The 16,774-nt window shown below is 61.6% G+C and carries 16 protein-coding genes; 6 read left to right on the plus strand and 10 right to left on the minus strand.

What is annotated here, in order from left to right; all coding sequences use genetic code 11:
• Window positions 1–114 precede the first annotated feature (114 nt).
• On the plus strand, window positions 115–609 hold the full coding sequence (locus tag ACZ5WQ_RS14770; RefSeq protein ID WP_285676883.1) for an Lrp/AsnC ligand binding domain-containing protein: 495 nt from the start codon (window positions 115–117) through the stop codon (window positions 607–609).
• Window positions 610–710: 101 nt separating this feature from the next.
• Window positions 711–2,015 carry an NAD(P)/FAD-dependent oxidoreductase gene (locus ACZ5WQ_RS14775; RefSeq protein ID WP_285676882.1) on the plus strand — a complete coding sequence of 435 codons (1,305 nt, stop codon included), beginning with the start codon at window positions 711–713 and terminating at the stop codon, window positions 2,013–2,015.
• Between the two features lie 91 nt (window positions 2,016–2,106).
• Here the strand turns inward: ACZ5WQ_RS14775 and ACZ5WQ_RS14780 are convergent, their stop codons facing one another.
• The 7 genes from ACZ5WQ_RS14780 to ACZ5WQ_RS14810 all read right to left on the minus strand — a co-directional run bounded on the left by ACZ5WQ_RS14780 (window position 2,107) and on the right by ACZ5WQ_RS14810 (window position 9,803).
• On the minus strand, window positions 2,107–3,471 hold the full coding sequence (locus tag ACZ5WQ_RS14780) for a ribonuclease J (RefSeq protein WP_228245606.1): 1,365 nt from the start codon (window positions 3,469–3,471) through the stop codon (window positions 2,107–2,109).
• Between the two features lie 204 nt (window positions 3,472–3,675).
• Entirely contained in the window at window positions 3,676–4,905 is a 1,230-nt protein-coding gene (locus tag ACZ5WQ_RS14785) for a nucleoside recognition domain-containing protein (RefSeq protein ID WP_233048698.1), read from the minus strand.
• Between the two features lie 7 nt (window positions 4,906–4,912).
• Window positions 4,913–5,797: an N-acetylmuramoyl-L-alanine amidase gene (locus tag ACZ5WQ_RS14790; RefSeq protein WP_464382571.1), complete on the minus strand. Its 885-nt coding sequence runs from the start codon at window positions 5,795–5,797 to the stop codon at window positions 4,913–4,915.
• On the minus strand, window positions 5,794–7,479 hold the full coding sequence (locus ACZ5WQ_RS14795) for a GGDEF domain-containing protein (protein ID WP_285676880.1): 1,686 nt from the start codon (window positions 7,477–7,479) through the stop codon (window positions 5,794–5,796). Before ACZ5WQ_RS14795 ends, ACZ5WQ_RS14790 begins: the two co-directional genes overlap by 4 nt.
• Before the next feature lie 53 nt (window positions 7,480–7,532).
• Window positions 7,533–8,342: an endonuclease/exonuclease/phosphatase family protein gene (locus tag ACZ5WQ_RS14800; RefSeq protein WP_088277045.1), complete on the minus strand. Its 810-nt coding sequence runs from the start codon at window positions 8,340–8,342 to the stop codon at window positions 7,533–7,535.
• A gap of 51 nt (window positions 8,343–8,393) precedes the next feature.
• Window positions 8,394–9,032: a thiol:disulfide interchange protein DsbA/DsbL gene (locus ACZ5WQ_RS14805; RefSeq protein ID WP_233048701.1), complete on the minus strand. Its 639-nt coding sequence runs from the start codon at window positions 9,030–9,032 to the stop codon at window positions 8,394–8,396.
• A gap of 162 nt (window positions 9,033–9,194) precedes the next feature.
• On the minus strand, window positions 9,195–9,803 hold the full coding sequence (locus tag ACZ5WQ_RS14810) for a c-type cytochrome (RefSeq protein WP_088276918.1): 609 nt from the start codon (window positions 9,801–9,803) through the stop codon (window positions 9,195–9,197).
• Between the two features lie 323 nt (window positions 9,804–10,126).
• Here ACZ5WQ_RS14810 and yihA point away from each other — a divergent pair, with 323 nt between their 5' ends.
• The gene (yihA, locus tag ACZ5WQ_RS14815; RefSeq protein ID WP_228245613.1) at window positions 10,127–10,777 is read left to right on the plus strand and encodes a ribosome biogenesis GTP-binding protein YihA/YsxC; all 651 of its coding nucleotides are present in this window, start codon (window positions 10,127–10,129) and stop codon (window positions 10,775–10,777) included.
• A 395-nt stretch (window positions 10,778–11,172) separates the two neighbouring features.
• Here yihA and polA read toward each other — a convergent pair whose 3' ends face one another.
• On the minus strand, window positions 11,173–13,914 hold the full coding sequence (gene polA / locus ACZ5WQ_RS14820) for a DNA polymerase I (RefSeq protein ID WP_228245614.1): 2,742 nt from the start codon (window positions 13,912–13,914) through the stop codon (window positions 11,173–11,175).
• A gap of 72 nt (window positions 13,915–13,986) precedes the next feature.
• Here polA and ACZ5WQ_RS14825 point away from each other — a divergent pair, with 72 nt between their 5' ends.
• From ACZ5WQ_RS14825 to ACZ5WQ_RS14835, 3 genes are all read left to right on the plus strand, one after another.
• Complete coding sequence (locus ACZ5WQ_RS14825) at window positions 13,987–14,271, plus strand: DUF2782 domain-containing protein (RefSeq protein ID WP_088276924.1); 285 nt, start codon at window positions 13,987–13,989, stop codon at window positions 14,269–14,271.
• Between the two features lie 8 nt (window positions 14,272–14,279).
• On the plus strand, window positions 14,280–15,233 hold the full coding sequence (locus ACZ5WQ_RS14830; RefSeq protein WP_233048704.1) for a homoserine kinase: 954 nt from the start codon (window positions 14,280–14,282) through the stop codon (window positions 15,231–15,233).
• 89 nt (window positions 15,234–15,322) lie between these two features.
• Window positions 15,323–15,853, plus strand: coding sequence for a metal-dependent hydrolase (locus ACZ5WQ_RS14835; protein ID WP_233048705.1), 531 nt, complete (start codon window positions 15,323–15,325; stop codon window positions 15,851–15,853).
• Window positions 15,854–15,865: 12 nt separating this feature from the next.
• On the opposite strand, the gene ACZ5WQ_RS14840 is transcribed toward ACZ5WQ_RS14835, so the two are convergent.
• Both ACZ5WQ_RS14840 and ACZ5WQ_RS14845 read right to left on the minus strand, forming a co-directional pair.
• On the minus strand, window positions 15,866–16,219 hold the full coding sequence (locus ACZ5WQ_RS14840) for a DUF4870 family protein (protein WP_233048706.1): 354 nt from the start codon (window positions 16,217–16,219) through the stop codon (window positions 15,866–15,868).
• Window positions 16,220–16,291: 72 nt separating this feature from the next.
• Window positions 16,292–16,627 (minus strand): hypothetical protein, encoded by a 336-nt coding sequence (locus tag ACZ5WQ_RS14845; protein ID WP_233048707.1) that lies wholly within the window; start codon window positions 16,625–16,627, stop codon window positions 16,292–16,294.
• Between the last annotated feature and the right edge of the window lie 147 nt (window positions 16,628–16,774).

A 16,774-nucleotide genomic window follows, 5' to 3' on the forward strand; every position in this document is an offset into this window, starting at 1 on the left:
TTTGCCCTTGGGCGATATCGCTATTCTATGGCAAGTGATCTGGGCTCATTTTTCGTTTATTTTGCGTATTGCAGAGCGAGATTCTCTTGCAGATTCTTTTTTTGGAGGTATTTCATGAAAACCAAAAAGGCCTCCAGTCGCGAGCTGGATCGGATTGACCGCCACATCCTGCAATTGCTGCAGGAAGAGGGGCGGATGTCCTATGTGGAGCTGGGCGAACGGGTGGGGTTGTCGACCACTCCGTGCATGGAGCGGGTGAAGCGGCTGGAGCGGGAGAAGTTCATCCTTGGCTACGGTGCCCGGCTCAACCCGCACAAGCTGCAGGCGAACCTGCTGGTGTTCGTGGAGATCAGCCTCTACTCCAAGTCTGCCGACATCTTCGACGACTTTCGCCGCGCCGCGATCAAGCTGCCGCATGTGCTGGAGTGTCATCTGGTATCGGGTGACTTCGATTACCTGATCAAGGCGCGCATTTCCGAAATGGCGTCCTATCGCAAGCTGCTGGGCGACATTCTGCTGCGTCTGCCGGGTGTGCGGGAGTCGAAAAGCTACATTGTCATGGAAGAGTTGAAGGAGACGCTGGCGCTGCCGATTCCCGATGCAGACTGAGCGGGATTGTCGGGCCGGCGGTATCTGGTTATGCTGAGCGTCAATTTTTATTTACGCTGTTTCACGATTTCAAACGCCAATGACCGCTAACGGATAGCCCCATGCTGCGCAGTTCAACCCATACTCACGAGCACGCTCCTTCGTATTACGCCGCGACCACCAACCAGCAGCTCGGGCTGCCGGTCCTGCAGGGGGAGGAGCAGGCCGACGTCTGCATCGTTGGCGGTGGCTTTACCGGCGTCAACACCGCGCTGGAACTGGCCGAACGCGGGCTGTCGGTGGTGCTGCTGGAGGGGCATCAGATCGGCTGGGGCGCCAGTGGCCGTAATGGTGGTCAGCTGATTCGCGGCGTTGGTCACGATGTTGACCGGTTCGAAAAGCAGATTGGCGCAGACGGCGTACGCAACCTCAAGCTGATGGGCATCGAGGCGGTCGAAATCGTCACCCAGCGGGTGGCACGTTTCAACATCGACTGCGATCTGACCATGGGCTACTGCGATCTGGCCAACAAGCCGGCGCACATGGAGGGCTTTCTCGCCGACCGCGAGGAGCTCAAGTCGCTGGGCTATCGTCACGATATGACTATCATCGAGCGTGATCAGCTGCATACCGTGGTCGGCTCTGACCGCTACATCGGCGGCATGACCGACATGGGCTCAGGCCACCTGCACCCGCTCAATCTGGTGCTGGGTGAGGCGGCGGCAGCGCGGCAGCTGGGTGCGCGCCTGTTCGAGCATTCGCCGGTCACCCGCATTGACTATGGCGACACCCTGACCGTGCATACCGCAACTGGGCGGGTACGGGCCAAACAGCTGGTGCTGGGCTGCAATGCCTATATGGGACAACTGAATCCGAAGCTCGGCGGCACCGTGATTCCGGCCGGCAGTTACGTGATTGCCACCGAACCGCTGGGCGAGGAACGCGCGCGCAGCCTGATCCCGCAGAATATGGCGTTGTGTGACCAGCGCGTTGCGCTGGATTACTACCGCCTCTCCGCCGATCACCGTCTGCTGTTCGGCGGTGCCTGTCACTACTCTGGCCGCGACCCGGCAGACGTAGCGGCCTACATGCGGCCGAAAATGCTCAAGGTGTTTCCGCAGCTGGCTGATGTGAAAATCGATTACCAGTGGGGCGGCATGATTGGCATCGGCGCCAACCGTCTGCCGCAGATCGGGCGCCTCGATGACCAGCCGAACGTGTTCTACGCCCAGGCCTACTCTGGCCACGGCGTCAACGCCACCCACCTGGCCGCGCGGCTGTTGGCGGAGGCCATTACTGCCCAAGCTGGCAGCGGCTTCGATATCTTTGCCAAGGTGCCGCATATGGCCTTCCCGGGCGGTCAGCGCTTCCGCGCGCCGCTGCTGGCGATGGGCATGCTGTGGGAGCGGACGAAAGAGCTGTTTTGACCCCGCGCGCTTGGGCGCGCGGGGAGCTGCAAGCTGCAAGCTACAAGCTAAACAAGCGTGAGCTGGCAGCAAAGTCGTGCGCTGCGGGGTTTTACTTGCGGCTTGAGGCTTGCGGCTTGTCGCTCGGGTTTAGGTCGATCAACCCCCACGGCAGTTCGGCCACCTTGGCTGGGTGAGCGCTGAGGTCGATCAGGTCGCCGTTGGCGGGTATCAGCCCGCCCAGTCCCAGCTCGCGTCCCAGCGCCATGTGTGCCTGCTGGTGGTAGCGCTCGCCGTGTACGGGGAGCAGGTGGCGGGCCTTCAGCCAGTTGTAGAGCTGGCGCAGGTCGTCTTGTGGCGGGTGGCCAGAGGCGTGCACATCGGGCTGCATGTCGTCGTCGATCAGTTCGACGCCCTGCTCTTTCAGACCCTGCTTGATGCGCTCCAGTGCCAGTTCGTTGCCGGGAATCAGGCGCGAGGAGAAAATCACCGTGTCGCCCGGCTCCAGGCTCAGCTGCGGATGGCTGCCGGCGGCCAGCCGGCCGAGCGCGGCCCCGGGTTCACCCTGGCTGCCGGTGCAGACCCAGAGCTGCTGCTCGCGCGGCAGATGGCCCAGTTCCCATGGCCCGATGTAACCGGGACGCCCAGGCAGATAGCCCTGGGCGCGGCCAATGCTGTGCATGTGGGTCAGGCTGCGGCCGAGCAGCGCGGCGTAGCGGCCGCAATCGAAGGCAATGTCTGCCAGACTGTGCAGGCGCGCCAGGTTGCTGGCAAAGCAGGTGACGATGACTCGCTGGCGGCAGGGCCGAATGGCGTCCTGCAGGCCATTCTGTACCGTGGCTTCGGAGCGACTGGCGCCGGGTACCGGGGCGTTGGTCGAGTCGCCGATGATGACATCAATGCCGGCTCGGCCCAGTTGCTGCAAGCGGGCCTGCGCGGTCAGCTCGCCAACGACCGGATGATTGTCCAGCTTCCAGTCGCCGCTGTGGTACAGGCGCTTGCCGGCAACCTCCAGCACGATGGCGTGCGACTCGGGGATCGAGTGGGTGACCGGAATCCATTCGGCCTGAAAGGCGCCGATGCCGATGGGCTCCAGCGGGCGTATTTCCTGCAGGCGCGGCCAGGTCAGGCCGGGATCAAGCTTGGCGCGAATCAGCTGGGCGGCAAAGGGGCTGGCGTAAATCGGACAATCCAGCGCACGCCACAGGTGCGGAATGGCGCCGATGTGATCTTCATGCCCGTGGGTAATCAGCAGCGCCGACAGCTTGATGTCGTGGCGCTCCAGTGCTGACAGGCTTGGCACCGAAACACTGTTGCGCCCGCTGGGTGTCGGATTCAGGGCAAAGCCGCAGTCCACCGCAATCCATTCGCCACCCGAGCCGTACAGATAAAAGTTCGCCCCGAACATGCCAGCGCCGCCGAGGGCCACAAACCAGGGGCCAGGTTGGCGGTGGAGTTGATCGAAGCGGGCGCGCATTGGGAAGCCTTATATCGGTTGTGAAGCGGGAACTGACAGCTTCAAGCCTCAAGCTTTAAGCTGCAAGTAAAAACCGTGTGGTGTTGAATCGTGAGGGTTTTACTTGCAGCAACAGGCGGCAGTATAGGTGAGCCGAAAACAGTTGCTGGGTCTGCGGCCGAGCGCATCCTGATTTTGCTTGCCGCTTGCCGCTTGCCGCTGCTTTTAGCCAAAAAACCAATAACACACCCCAATGGCTGTAAGCATGCCGGCCAGGTCGGCCAGCAGGGCACAGCCGAGGGCGTGGCGCACGCGGCTGATGCCGACCGCGCCAAAGTAGACCGCCAGCACATAGAACGTAGTCTCGGTGCTGCCCTGGAAGGTCGCGGCCAATTGGGCGGCGAAGCTGTCGACTCCGAAGGTGTTCATGGTCTCGATCATCATCGCGCGTGAACCGCTGCCCGAGAGTGGCTTGATGAACGCGGTGGGCAGTGCGTCGATAAAGCGGGTGTCCCAGCCAAGCCCCTCTACCAGCCAGCGGATACCATCGAGCAGTGCGTCGAGCACGCCGCTGGCGCGCAATACGCCAACGGCGACCAGCATGGCGACCAGAAATGGCAGCAGCGAGATGGAGACCTCGAAACCCTGTTTGGCCCCCTCGATAAAGCTGTCGTACACGTTGACCTTGCGCAGTGCCGCGATCAGCAAAAAGGCGATGACGATGCCGAACAGGGTGAGATTGCCCACCAGGGTCGAGGTAGCGGCCAGTGCTTCAGCCGACAATCCGGCGAGTATCGTCAGCAGCAACCCGAGCGCTGCTGCACCGGCGGCCAGATAGGCCAGCACCACAGGGTCCCAGAGTTTCAGCCGCTGGATCAGGGCAACGCTGAGCAGGCCAACCAGGCTGGAGGCGCTGGTTGCCAGCAGAATCGGCAGAAATACTTCGGTCGGATCGCTGGCGCCCTGCTGGGCGCGGTACATAAAGATGGTGACTGGCAGCAGGGTGAGCGATGAGGTGTTCAGCACCATGAACAGGATCTGCGCGTTGCTCGCCGTATCCTTGCTGGGATTCAGGCTTTGCAGAGCGTGCATGGCCTTGAGGCCGATGGGGGTGGCGGCGTTGTCCAGCCCCAGCACGTTGGCGGCAAAGTTCATGGTGATATGACCGAGGGCGGGATGCCCGCTGGGCACCTCGGGCATCAGTCGGCGGAACAGTGGATCAAGCAGGCGCGCCATGACGGCAATCAGGCCAGCGCGTTCGGCAATCTGCAAAAAGCCCAGCCACAGGGTCATGGTGCCGACCAGCACCAGAACGATCTCGACGCTGAGGCGGGCCATATCGAACAGTGCGGCGACCAGCCGGCTGAATACCTCCGCGTCACCCAGCCCCAGCCATTGCCAGAGCGCGGCGGCGAAGGCACTGAGGAAAAAACCAAGCCAGATCCAGTTGAGCATGGGCCTGTCAGTCCCCGCTGGCGCTGCAGGGGGGCAGGCGCGGAGGCAGGCTGTTGGCGTCCGGGTCGAACCACTGTGGCGCCGACTGGTTCAGCAGGATGCTGGCCTGGCCCGGTACCAGCGCGGCCAGAATGGCGGCGGTTTCGCTGTCGGGTAGACCGTCGAAGCGGGCGGGGCGAAAACGCATCTGGAACGCCGCAATCACGTTGCGGGTTGCCTCATCCAGTTCGCCATGCAACGGAGCGTCGTAGCCCCAGTCGTGCAGGGCGTTCTGGAACCAGCTGATAGCCGGTATACGCCCGCCCAGCCAGTGCTGCATGACGCGTTGACGCTGAGGGTCTGGGCCGACGGCGACGCCGGCGTCGATCAGTTGCTGCCAGGGGAAAAGCGGCCCCGGATCGACCTTGCGCTGGGGAGCGATATCACTGTGTCCGAGCACATTTTCCGGGCTAATGCCGTGGCGTTGCTGGATGTCGCGCAGCAGCCGAATCAGCGCCTCAATCTGACGCGGATCCCAGGGCGGCCACTGGCGACAGCTTGCCTGGTCGATATAGCCCGGGTGTACCAGCTCAATGCCGATCGAGCTGCTGTTGAGCCAGGTTCTGCCGCGCCAGCTGCTTTCTCCTGCGTGCCACGCCCGACGGTTCTCGTCGACCAGCCGGTAGATAACCGGATCATGGTCGCTGATCAGATAGTGGCTGCTGACGTCCTGCTCGGTCAGGGTATGCAGCGAGCGCTCGAACCCGGACGAGGTGTAGTGCAGGACGATATATTGGCTGCGACTGTCCTGGCTGCGAGCCTGATAGCGGTCATCAATAATGAGTGCCGGGCTGCACGCGTTGAGCAGCGCCGCGCAGGTGAACAGCAGGGTAAGGCGCAGGGCATGACTCATGGTGAATCGGCGGCGACTATCCGGTTGCGGCCGGCTTCCTTGGCCTGGTACATGGCTTGGTCTGCGCGCTCGAAGGTGCTGTCCAGAGTGTCGCCTTCGCGGAACTCGGTGAAACCGATGGAGATGGTCACCGGCACCGGTTCGTTCTTGAAGTGGAACGGGGTGTGTTCAATCCCGTTGCGCAGCTCTTCCAGTGCGGTGGCTCCCTGCTCGGGCGTGACGCCCGGCATCAGGATGACAAACTCCTCACCACCAAAGCGGCCGATGAAGTCGGTCTTGCGCAGTCGCCGCGAGAGTTGCTGGGCAATCAGTCGCAACACCTTGTCGCCTGCCAGATGGCCAAAACGGTCGTTGATCGACTTGAAGTGATCCACGTCCAGCACCACCAGCAGCAACCGGCCGCCATAGCGTTGCCAGCGCTCGTGTTCCTCTTCCATGCGGCGCTGCAGTCCGGCGCGATTGGCCAGACCGGTCAGGCTATCGATCATGGCCTGGCGGCGCTGCTCCTCCAGGTGGCGGCGGAAGGTCTGCGCTTCTACCTCCATCACCTGAATGCGCTCGACCATGGTGGTGAGCTGTTGCGAAACCTTGTTATCACGTTCCTCGCGCAGTTCACGGGCGCGGTCGATGTTTTCCAGCAGGGAGTTGAGTCGCAACTCCACATTGGCCTTGAGTGAGCTCAAATCGTCTGCGTCGCGCACGTTCTCATTGAGGTCGGCGACCTGGTTGCGAATATCGCCGGCCAGTTCCCGTTCCGCCTCAAGTGAGCCGTTGTAGTTGGTGTGCGCTTGCTCAAGATTGCCCTGGAACTGGCTAAGACGCTGGTTCAGCTGCTGCAGATAGCCCTCAAACTCCGCCTGGCGACTCTGCTGGGCACCCAGTATCAAGCCGGTCAGGCTGTCGAGCAGCGCAGCCAGTTCATACCAGTTGAGCCCGCGACTGACCTGCTCACGCAGGCGGTCGCGAATGGTCTGCTGGACTTCTATCACCTGCAGCTCGTTAAGCAGGTTCAGCAGGATAGACTCGATATGGGCGGCGACCTGGGAGAAGCTCTGCTGTTCTCCGCTGATCACACCTGTGATGGCCGGTTGCTCTGGTTCGACAGGCCCGGCCTGATCATCTTCGTGATGCGCGAGTTGTTCGCTCGCCTCAGGCAGAGGGTCCGCCTGGCTGGGTTCATTGCCAGCGCGGCGTTCACCGCGACCGAACAGGCGCCCCCACAGGCCGGCGGTTTCTGCTTCCGGCTCGGACTGGAGGATCTCGCCCTGCAGTTGCTGAAGGTCTCCAAGAATGCTGTCGAGCTGGCGTGGCAGCTCACCCAGATCAGTCAGACGGCGACCGAGCGTGCGCAGTGCCTTGGCTGCGTCCTTCGGCGGTTCGCTGTCCTGCAGTTGTTCGATGATGGTCTGCAGGCTTTTGGCGATATTGCTGGCGCGCTCCTGACGTTTCTGGTCAGCGGTGAGCACGGCATGTTCCAGCTTGGGCAGCAGGTCGGCCAGCATGCTGGGTGGTGCATCCGCCCGCAGGGCACGACGCAACTCGTTCAGGCGCTTGTCCAGCAGGGGGTCGATGCCTGATGCGGCAATACTGACGCGAACCAACCCTCGCTTGAGCAGTTCCGTCTGCTCGCCGGGCTCAACAGTCTGGCAAGAGCCTTCGGCGATAGGGTGGATATCCGGCATGGGTGCTCCAAGGATTGGTGTCTCAGAGATTATAGGTGATGCAGATGTTCTGACTAGCCTTTACATAGGGGGGAAGGCAATTTGATATGCATGGCGACCGGCAGGTGGTCGGAAATGGCATGCGGCAGCACATCAACCTGCTCAACGCTGAGGCTGGGGCTGACAAGAATGTGGTCAAGTACACGCGCCGGCTTCCAGCTGGGATAGGTGCCGGGCAGGTCGGGGGCCTGGAGGTCTGCCCCTTTCAGTGGCGAGTGCTGCAGCAGATCTTCGGCGTGGGTGTTCATGTCGCCCATCAGGACGACGTGGCGGTGATCGGCGATGCGTTCGCGCACGTAGGCGAGCTGGTTGGCGCGGCCCTTGGTGCTCAGTGCCAGATGCATCATGACCACCAGCAATGACTCCTCACCCTGGCCGAACTGGGTCAGGATGGCGCCGCGGCCCGGCAGAATGCCCGGCAGCTTGTGGTCTTCCAGCAGGTCCGGCGCATAGCGGCTCAGGAGCCCGTTGGAGTGCTGGGCGAAGCGGCCAAGATTGCGGTTCAATTGCTGGTACCAGTAAGGGAAACCGCTTTCCCTGGCCAGATGCTCAACCTGATTGACGAAGCCTGAGCGCAGGCTGCCGCCGTCGACCTCCTGCAGGGCAACAAGGTCAAACTCGTTGAGCAGCTGGGCGACCTTGCCCAGCTGGTGCTGACGGCTGGCGCTGGGCAGCAGATGCTGCCAGCTGCGGGTCAGGTAGTGATGATACTTCTGGGTGTTGATGCCGACCTGAATGTTGAAGCTCAACAGGCGGAGGATTTCCGGGAGTGGGCGCTGCTCTGTCTGGCACTGGCTGTTGATCCGCAGCTCACCCGGCGCCATATGGCCCCGAGTGGTGCGGGTCGAGCTGATGTTGCCGACGGACAGCATCATTTAGCCCTGCTTGGCCTGGCGCTCCTGCTCGACCAGGTACTCGGCAATTTTCAGCATGTTCTCGAAGGTACCGGCCATCCTGCCTTCGATGCGGTACTTGCCATTGACGATCAGGCAGGGAACGCCGGTAGCGCGGTAGTCGCGGGCAAGGCGCCCGGCCTGATCGAGGCGGCTTTTCACGCCGAAGGACGACCAGGCGCGCTCGAATTCTTCGTTGCTGACGCCGTAGGGGGCAAGAAACTCAGCCATTGCTTCGGTGTTCTGCAGCGGGTTTTTTTCACGATGGATAGCGTTAAACACCGCGTTGTGGGTTTCTTCCAGCTTGCCGAGGCTGTCCAGGGTGTAGAACAGTTGGCCGTGGGTATTCCAGGCTCCACCGAACATCGCAGGCACCGGACGGAAGTTGACGTCTTCCGGCAGTGTCTTGGACCAGGCATCGATGGTTGGCTGGAAGGCATAGCAGTGTGAACAGCCATACCAGAACAGTTCAGCTACTTCGATTTTGTCAGGATCCTGGGTGGGCGCCGGAGTTGGCAGAACGACGTAGTGGACGCCTTCCTGGTAGGTAGTCTCTTGAGCCTGGGCCAGTGCAAAGCTGCCGAGCAGCCAGATCAGGGCAACGCTGAACAACACACGCATGTAGTTCTCCATTACGGGGTAGTGACAGATTTCAGACCCGACAGTAGAGCAAAGATTCCGCGATTACCAGACGTAACTGTGGCGCGGTATTACCGTAGTAAAGCGCGCATGCAAAAAGGGGTAGCCGATGGCTACCCCTTTTCATTGCAACAGTGCGCGCGCTTAACGCAGGCCCTGGATATAGCTGGCAACAGCCTCGATATCCTTGTTGCTGAGGCGGCTGGCAACGGTGCGCATGATCATGCTGTCGCCGTCGTTGGTACGGTTGCCTTCGCGGAAGTCGGTCAGCTGTTTGGCAGTGTAAGCCGCGTGCTGGCCAGCCAGGTGCGGGTAGGCTGCCGGAGCGTTACCCTGACCGGTCGGGGAGTGGCAGCCGGTGCACGCAGGCAGGCCGGTTTCCAGGTTGCCGCCACGGAAGATTTCTTCGCCACGGGCTGCCAGCGCCGGATCAGCAACTCCAAGGGTGCCGGTCTGGGAGGCGTAATAGGCCGCCAGATCAGCCATGTCCTGTTCGCTCATGCCGTCAAGAATGCCGGTCATCTCGATGACGTTGCGACGGCCTTCCTTGATGTCGGTGATCTGCTTGAGCAGGTAGCGCTCGCCCTGACCGGCCAGTTTCGGGAAGTTCGGTGCAGCGCTGTTGCCGTCTGCTCCGTGGCAGGCGCCGCAAACGGCAGCCTTGGCCTGGCCAGCTTCAGCATTGCCCTCAACAGCGTGCGCACCAGTGGCGACGCCCAGGGTCAACGCCAGACTAACGAGTAATTTATTCATCGGCTAATCCAATAACGGCTAAAAGAAAACGGTTGGCAGTGCCTGCAGTCCGGCCTTAATGACCGCGTTATCAAGGGCAGGCAGCCGTGATTGTTTGCCCCATGCTAGCCGCGCGCTGCGCAGGGTGCAATGGCTGAAATGCCGCACCCCGGGTCGCACCTGCGGCGCTTCTGGGTTCTCGGGCTGACCGACCATCACCCTGCGCCTGGGCGCGGGTCAATTGGTCAGTGCTTCCCATAACCGCGGCATTATATACTAAGCCTGCCGCAAACGTGAATGTCATCAGTGCCCGGCTTTGGTATGTCGGCCCAAACGGAAATCCCATGTCCTCGAGTACTCCACTTGTTTCTCTCTGCCAGCAGGCCACCTTTATCAAAAGCGCCAGTCTGGTTACCCAGTGCCCGCCTGATATCGGTCTGGAAGTGGCCTTTGCCGGACGCTCCAACGCCGGCAAGTCCAGCGCGCTCAATACGCTGACCCACGCCCGACTGGCGCGGACCTCCAAAACGCCTGGCCGCACGCAATTGATCAACTTCTTTCGGCTGGATGATGAGCGACGGCTGGTGGACCTGCCCGGTTACGGCTACGCCAAGGTGCCACTGGAATTGAAGGCGCACTGGCAACAGCATCTGGACGCCTATCTCACCGGCCGTCGCAGTCTGGCGGGCCTGGTGCTGGTCATGGATCTGCGTCATCCCCTGTCGGATTTCGACTGCATGATGCTGGAATGGGCTCGCAAGAGTGGCATCCCGGCCCATGTACTGCTGAGCAAGGCGGACAAGCTGGCCTATGGTGCGGCCAAGAACGAGCTGCTCAAGGTGCAGGCGAGAATGCGCAAGGAGCTGCGTTCCGATGCCACAGTGCAGCTGTTTTCATCACCCAAGCGCCAGGGGGTTGAGCAGGCGCATGAGGTGCTGGCTGGCTGGCTGTTCCCGCCGGAGGCAGAGGCTGGGCAGGAAGAGTTGGAGTCCTGATTCTCCGGAGTTGGCAAAAAAAACGTAAAAAAAACCCCGAGCTTCTATGGGGAGGGAGGCTCGGGGTTCAACTAACCGGGCTGTGCTAGGAAAGGGAGTGCCCGGTTTTTCTGCCAACACTAAATCACATCTAAGGAGCATGAATGGCTTTCAAGCCGTTCATAAGCTCTGACCGGGCAGGTTCGGGATAAGTTCAAAAAAATTTTTAGATGGGTTGGTTATGAAAACGGCAGCGCTTAGGCGCTGCCGTTTTCAGCCGCAAGCCGCAAGCCGCAAGCCGCAAGCCGCAAGCCGCAAGCCGCAAGCCGCAAGCCGCAAGCCACTCGGTAGTGAGTGATAGGGTTTAGCTTGAAGCTTGAAGCTTGAAGCTTGCGGCTCGGCCCAAAGGGCCGCCCTTAGTGCGCTTCGTCCCAGTTGTTGCCCACACCGACCTCGACCACCAGCGGCACGTCCAGGTCTGCGGCCTGGCCCATGCGCTCCTTGAGTCCCTGGCTGACGGCCTCAATCTGGTCTTCGCGCACTTCCAGCACCAGTTCGTCGTGGACCTGCATGATCACACGGGCGTCCAGCGCGCTGTCGTCAAGCCATTGGGCGACCTTGATCATGGCGCGCTTGATGATATCGGCAGCGGTGCCTTGCATCGGTGCGTTGATCGCGGTGCGCTCGGCAGCCTTGCGCATGGCCTGGTTCTTGGCATGAATTTCCGGCAGGTACAGGCGGCGACCGAACAGGGTTTCGACGTAGCCCTGCTCGCTGGCCTGCTCGCGGGTGCGTTCCATATAGCTCAGCACGCCCGGGTAGCGGGTGAAGTAGCGGTCAATGTAAGCCTGCGCCTGCTTGCGATCGACACCGATCTGTTTGGCCAGACCAAAGGCACTCATGCCGTAGATCAGGCCGAAGTTGATGGCCTTGGCGCTGCGGCGCTGGTCGGTGGTGACCTCCTCCAGGTCCACGCCGAATACCTCGGCAGCGGTTGCGCGGTGCACATCGAGATCATGGCGGAAGGCGTCCAGCAGACCGGCATCTTGTGCCAGATGCGCCATGATCCGCAGCTCGATCTGCGAGTAGTCCGCCGCCAGCAGTTTGTAGCCCTTTGGCGCGATAAAGGCCTGGCGAATGCGGCGGCCTTCGGCGGTGCGGATCGGGATGTTCTGCAGGTTCGGATCAGAGGACGACAGGCGACCCGTTGCCGCCACCGCCTGATGATAGGAGGTATGGATGCGTCCGGTACGCGGGTTGATCTGCTCCGGCAGGCGGTCGGTGTAGGTGCTCTTGAGTTTGCTGACGCTGCGGTACTGCATGATCACCTGCGGCAGCTCGAAGCCTTGCTCGGCCAGTTCTGCAAGCACCGCCTCGGCGGTCGATGGCTGGCCCTTGGCGGTTTTCGACAGCACCGGCAGGCCCTGCTTTTCATACAGGATGGCGCCCAGTTGCTTGGGTGAGCCGAGGTTGAACTCCTCGCCGGCCAGCTCGAATGCCTGACGCTCCAGAGCGACCATTTTCTCGCCCAACTCGATGCTCTGTTCGCCGAGCAGCTTGGCGTCAACCAGCGCACCGTTGCGTTCGATGCCGGCCAGGACCGGCATCAGCGGCATTTCGATTTCCTGCAGGACCTTGGCCAGCGATGGCTGTGGCTGCAGTTTGGCCCACAGGGCCTGGTGCAGGCGCAGGGTCACGTCGGCGTCTTCGGCGGCGTAGGGGCCGGCCTGTTCCAGTGCGATCTGATCAAAGGTCAGTTGCTTGCTGCCCTTGCCGGCGATGTCTTCGAACTTGATGGTGCTCTGGCCCAGATACTTGAGCGAGAGGCTGTCCATGTCGTGGCGGGTAGCGGTGGCATCGAGCACATAGGATTCGAGCATGGTATCGAAGGCGACGCCCTGCACGCGGATATCGTAATGGGCCAGCACATTGATGTCGTACTTGGCGTGCTGCGCGACCTTGGCCTTGTTCGGATCTTCCAGATAGGGCTTGAGCGCCGCCAGCACCGCGTTGCGGTCGAGCTGATCGGGAACGCCCATATAGCTGTGGGCGACCGGTATATAGGCGGCTTCGTTGGCTTCGACCGCCAGCGATACACCGACCAGTTCGGCGCGCTGGGCGTCAATGCTGGTGGTTTCGGTGTCAAAGGCGAACAGCTCGGCGTTCTCGAGCTTGTCGAGCCAGCGATCGAAATCGGCCTGTTCGGTGATGATCTCGTAGCGTTTCTCGGTTTCCGCGTTGTCGTCGTCAGCGCCATCGGCACTCGGGTCAGCCTTGGCTTCGCGCAACAGGTCGTCCAGCCAGGTCTTGAACTCCATCTCGCGGTACAGCGCGATCAACGTATCGCGGTCAACTTCGCCCGGCATCAGGGCATCGACCTTTACCTCCAGCTCAACGTCCAGTTTGATCGTTGCCAACTGATAGGAGAGGTAGGCCATCTCCTTGTGTTCCTGCAGCTTCTCGGGCAGCTTCTTGGCGCCGCGAATCGGCAGCTCGGGCACCTTGTCGAGACTGTTGTAGATGACGTCCAGGCCGCCGCCGACACCGGTCAGCAGGCCGAGCGCGGTTTTTTCGCCGACGCCGGGCACTCCGGGGATGTTGTCGACCTTGTCGCCCATCAGCGCCAGGTAGTCGATGATCAGCTCCGGCCCGATGCCGAATTTGTCGTGTACGCCCTGAATATCCATCACCGTATTGGTCATGGTGTTGACCAGCGTGATGTGCTCATCGACCAGTTGGGCCATGTCCTTGTCGCCGGTGGAGATCACGACCTCCCGGCCGGCGTCGGCGCTCTGCCTGGCCAGGGTGCCGATCACGTCGTCAGCCTCTACGCCGTCCACGCACAGCAGCGGCAGGCCGAGCGCGCGCACCGCCGCGTGCAGGGGCTCGATCTGGGCACGCAGGTCGTCGGGCATGGGCGGGCGATGTGACTTGTACTGCTCGAACATCTCGTCGCGGAAGGTCGGGCCCTTGGCGTCGAAAACCACGGCAAAGGGGCTTTTCGGGTACTGCTTGCGCAAACTCTTGAGCATGTTCAGAACGCCCTTGACCGCGCCGGTGGGCTGGCCCTTGCTGGTGGTCAGCGGCGGCAGGGCATGGAAGGCGCGATAAAGGTAGGACGAGCCGTCCACAAGAACGAGGGGGGTAGTGTCTGTCATGCGTCAGGTCAACATTTCGAAGGCCAATGGGGCTAGAATGAGTGCATCATTCATGCAAAGGACAAGACTATCATGATTCGCAAACTTGGCTTTGGATTGGCCGCGTTCCTGATGTTGGGCAGTGTTTCGGTCATGGCGCAGGACGCAGTTCCCACCGAACCCGAGGTCACCATCCGTCAGGAAGGCGATCGTACCGTTGAAGAGTACCGGGTCAACGGCTTTCTCTATGCCATCAAGGTAACCCCCAAGACCGGCGCGCCCTATTATCTGGTGGCGGTGGATGAGGACGGCAACTACGTGCGTTCCGACCAGCCCAATGGCCTGCGTATTCCGTCGTGGAAAATCTTCGAGTGGTGAGCTGAGGCATGTCGGTTTTTACGCCGGTCAGTCGCGAGCAACTGGATGCCTTTCTTGACGGGTTTGAGGTCGGTCGGCTGATCGACGTTCAGGGCATTGAGGGCGGCAGCGAGAACAGCAACTTCTTCGTCAGCTGCACCGGCGGCGAGTTTGTGCTTACCCTGGTCGAGCGCGGCGATCCGCAAGGCCTGCCGTTTATCGTCGAATTGCTCGACTGCTTGCACCGGGCCGAGTTGTCGGTGCCCTATGCGGTCACCGATCGGCAGGGCGTGGCATTGCATCAGTTGAACGGTAAGCCCGCCATGCTACAGCCACGGCTGGCCGGTCGGCATGTCGAGCGGCCGGATGCGGCGCATTGCGAGGCGGTCGGACGCTGGCTGGCACAAATGCATGCAGCCACGGCCGCCAGTTCGCTGGAACGAACCAGTGAGCGCGGGCTGGCATGGATGCAGGATCATCTTCCACGGCTGTCTGCCCGGCAGTCTGCCGATCTGGAGAGCCTGTTGCAGGCGCTGCTGGATCGGATCGTTGCCTGGCGGCAGCAGTCGCCCGATCTGCCCCGTGCGGTGCTGCATGCCGACTTGTTCCGTGACAACGTCATGTTTGACGGCCATCACCTGAGCGGGGTGATCGATTTCTACAACGCCGCCAGTGGCTGGGCGCTCTACGACGTGGCCATTGCGGTGAACGACTGGTGTTTGGATGAAACCGGCGGACTGGAGCCACGCCTCACTCGCAATCTGCTTGCGGGCTATGCCTCCCTGCGACGCTTTACCCCGGCCGAACAGGAGTGCTGGCCGGACATGTTGCGGCTGGCTGCGCTGCGCTTCTGGCTGTCGCGACATATCGCTGCGGAGCAGCATGCCGGGCAGCCCGGCGTCCTGGTCAAGGATCCGGAGCACTTTCTGCAGCTGCTGCGGCGGCATCAGCAGGTGGGTATCGGCTTGCCGCTTGCGCTTTAGCCGCCGCTCGGGTGAACCGCGCAGCGGTCGCGGGGTCACAGCGCAGTAGTGTCTACTGCCTCTTAACCCTGTTGCGGAGTGTCTGCTGAATGCTGACCGCCCACCTGCCGTCCGGCTACGTACTCTCCAGCTATCTGCTGGAGCGGTTACGGCGAGCGCCCGCTAAGGCATCCTGGCTGCTTGCGGCGGGTGTGCTGGGTGGCATCGCGCCCGACTTCGATATGCTCTATTTCCACTTCGTGGATATGGGCATGAAGCACCACCATCGCTATCCCAGCCACTGGCCGTTGCTGTGGCTCTGTCTATTGGCTGTTGCGCTGCTTTGGACGCGGTGTCGACGACGTGCGCCGGGTGGCTGGTTGCTGCTGGCCTTCAGCCTGGGCGGAATGCTGCATGTGCTGCTTGATACCCTGGCGGGCGACATCTGGTGGCTGGCACCCTTTGTTGACCAGCGTTACTCACTGGTCACCGTCACGGCGCGCTACAAACCCTGGTGGCTGAACTTTGTCATTCACTGGGTATTTCTGGTTGAGCTGGCGATCTGGGGATGGGCGTTGTGGCGCTGGCGCACCAGGCGGCGCTGGATGTCTTCGGCAAACGGGCCCGTTGCTGGGCCCTGAGATGTTGCTGAATCAGAACATCCAGCCGGTCGGGTTCGGGTGCGCCTGTTGGCTGTCCAGCGCCTTCATGCCTTTGATGCAGCGGACAATCAGCCATACCATCCAGAACAGCAGGACCAGCCAGCCGATCACAACGACAGACAGGAGCGCGCCAATCAGGATGTACAGCGCACCGATCCAGAAAGTGCGGATCTGGAACTGGTAATGGCTCTTGAGCCAGTCCGGTGCGCCGTCCTTGTTGACGTAGGCCAGGACCACGCCAATGATGCCGGTGATACCAATAACCAGGCCCACAAGGTAGAGGATGTAGACGATTTTGGCGGAGCCGGTGTCGGTAGAGGAGTTGGGGACAGTTGTGTCAGTCATGCGTGCTTCCTTGTTGCCTGCTGTTGTTGATGTTTACTGCGTGTGTGCCGATCGCGGTTTCTGGTGCTGCGATCAGCGGGTTACGGTCCAGCCAGCGTCTGTTTCTGCCAGGGTGATGCTGGAGCGCTGAACATTGCGACCAATGAGGGGCGCGGTAAGGTCAACCTCCACATCGCAGCGGTAAACGTCGTCGCGCACCTCATCGCAGCCATGCAGCGTTACGTCGTGGATTTCGGTGCGCATGGCGTTTGCCATGTCCGCGCCAACCATGCTGGTGACAGCGCTGTTGGTCTGCTCCAGTTCCTTCTCCATCATGGCCTGGATATCGCCCTCCGAGGGCCCGCCGGAGCATGCGGTCAGGGTGATGGCGCTGACGGCCAGAAAAAGATGCTTCGTAGTGGTGAGCATGCAGGTTGTCCTTAACGTGGCGGGCGGGAACTAGTATGACCAACTGTTCAGGGCGGATGCCCCGATCAGGTGTGTGCTTGAGCAGGGGATGAGCAGGTCAGTGGCGGTACCTGCAAACTTCAGGGGCGGCTGAAATCGCATCTGATG

It is taken from the genome of Halopseudomonas sp. T1L2, assembly GCF_055397385.1.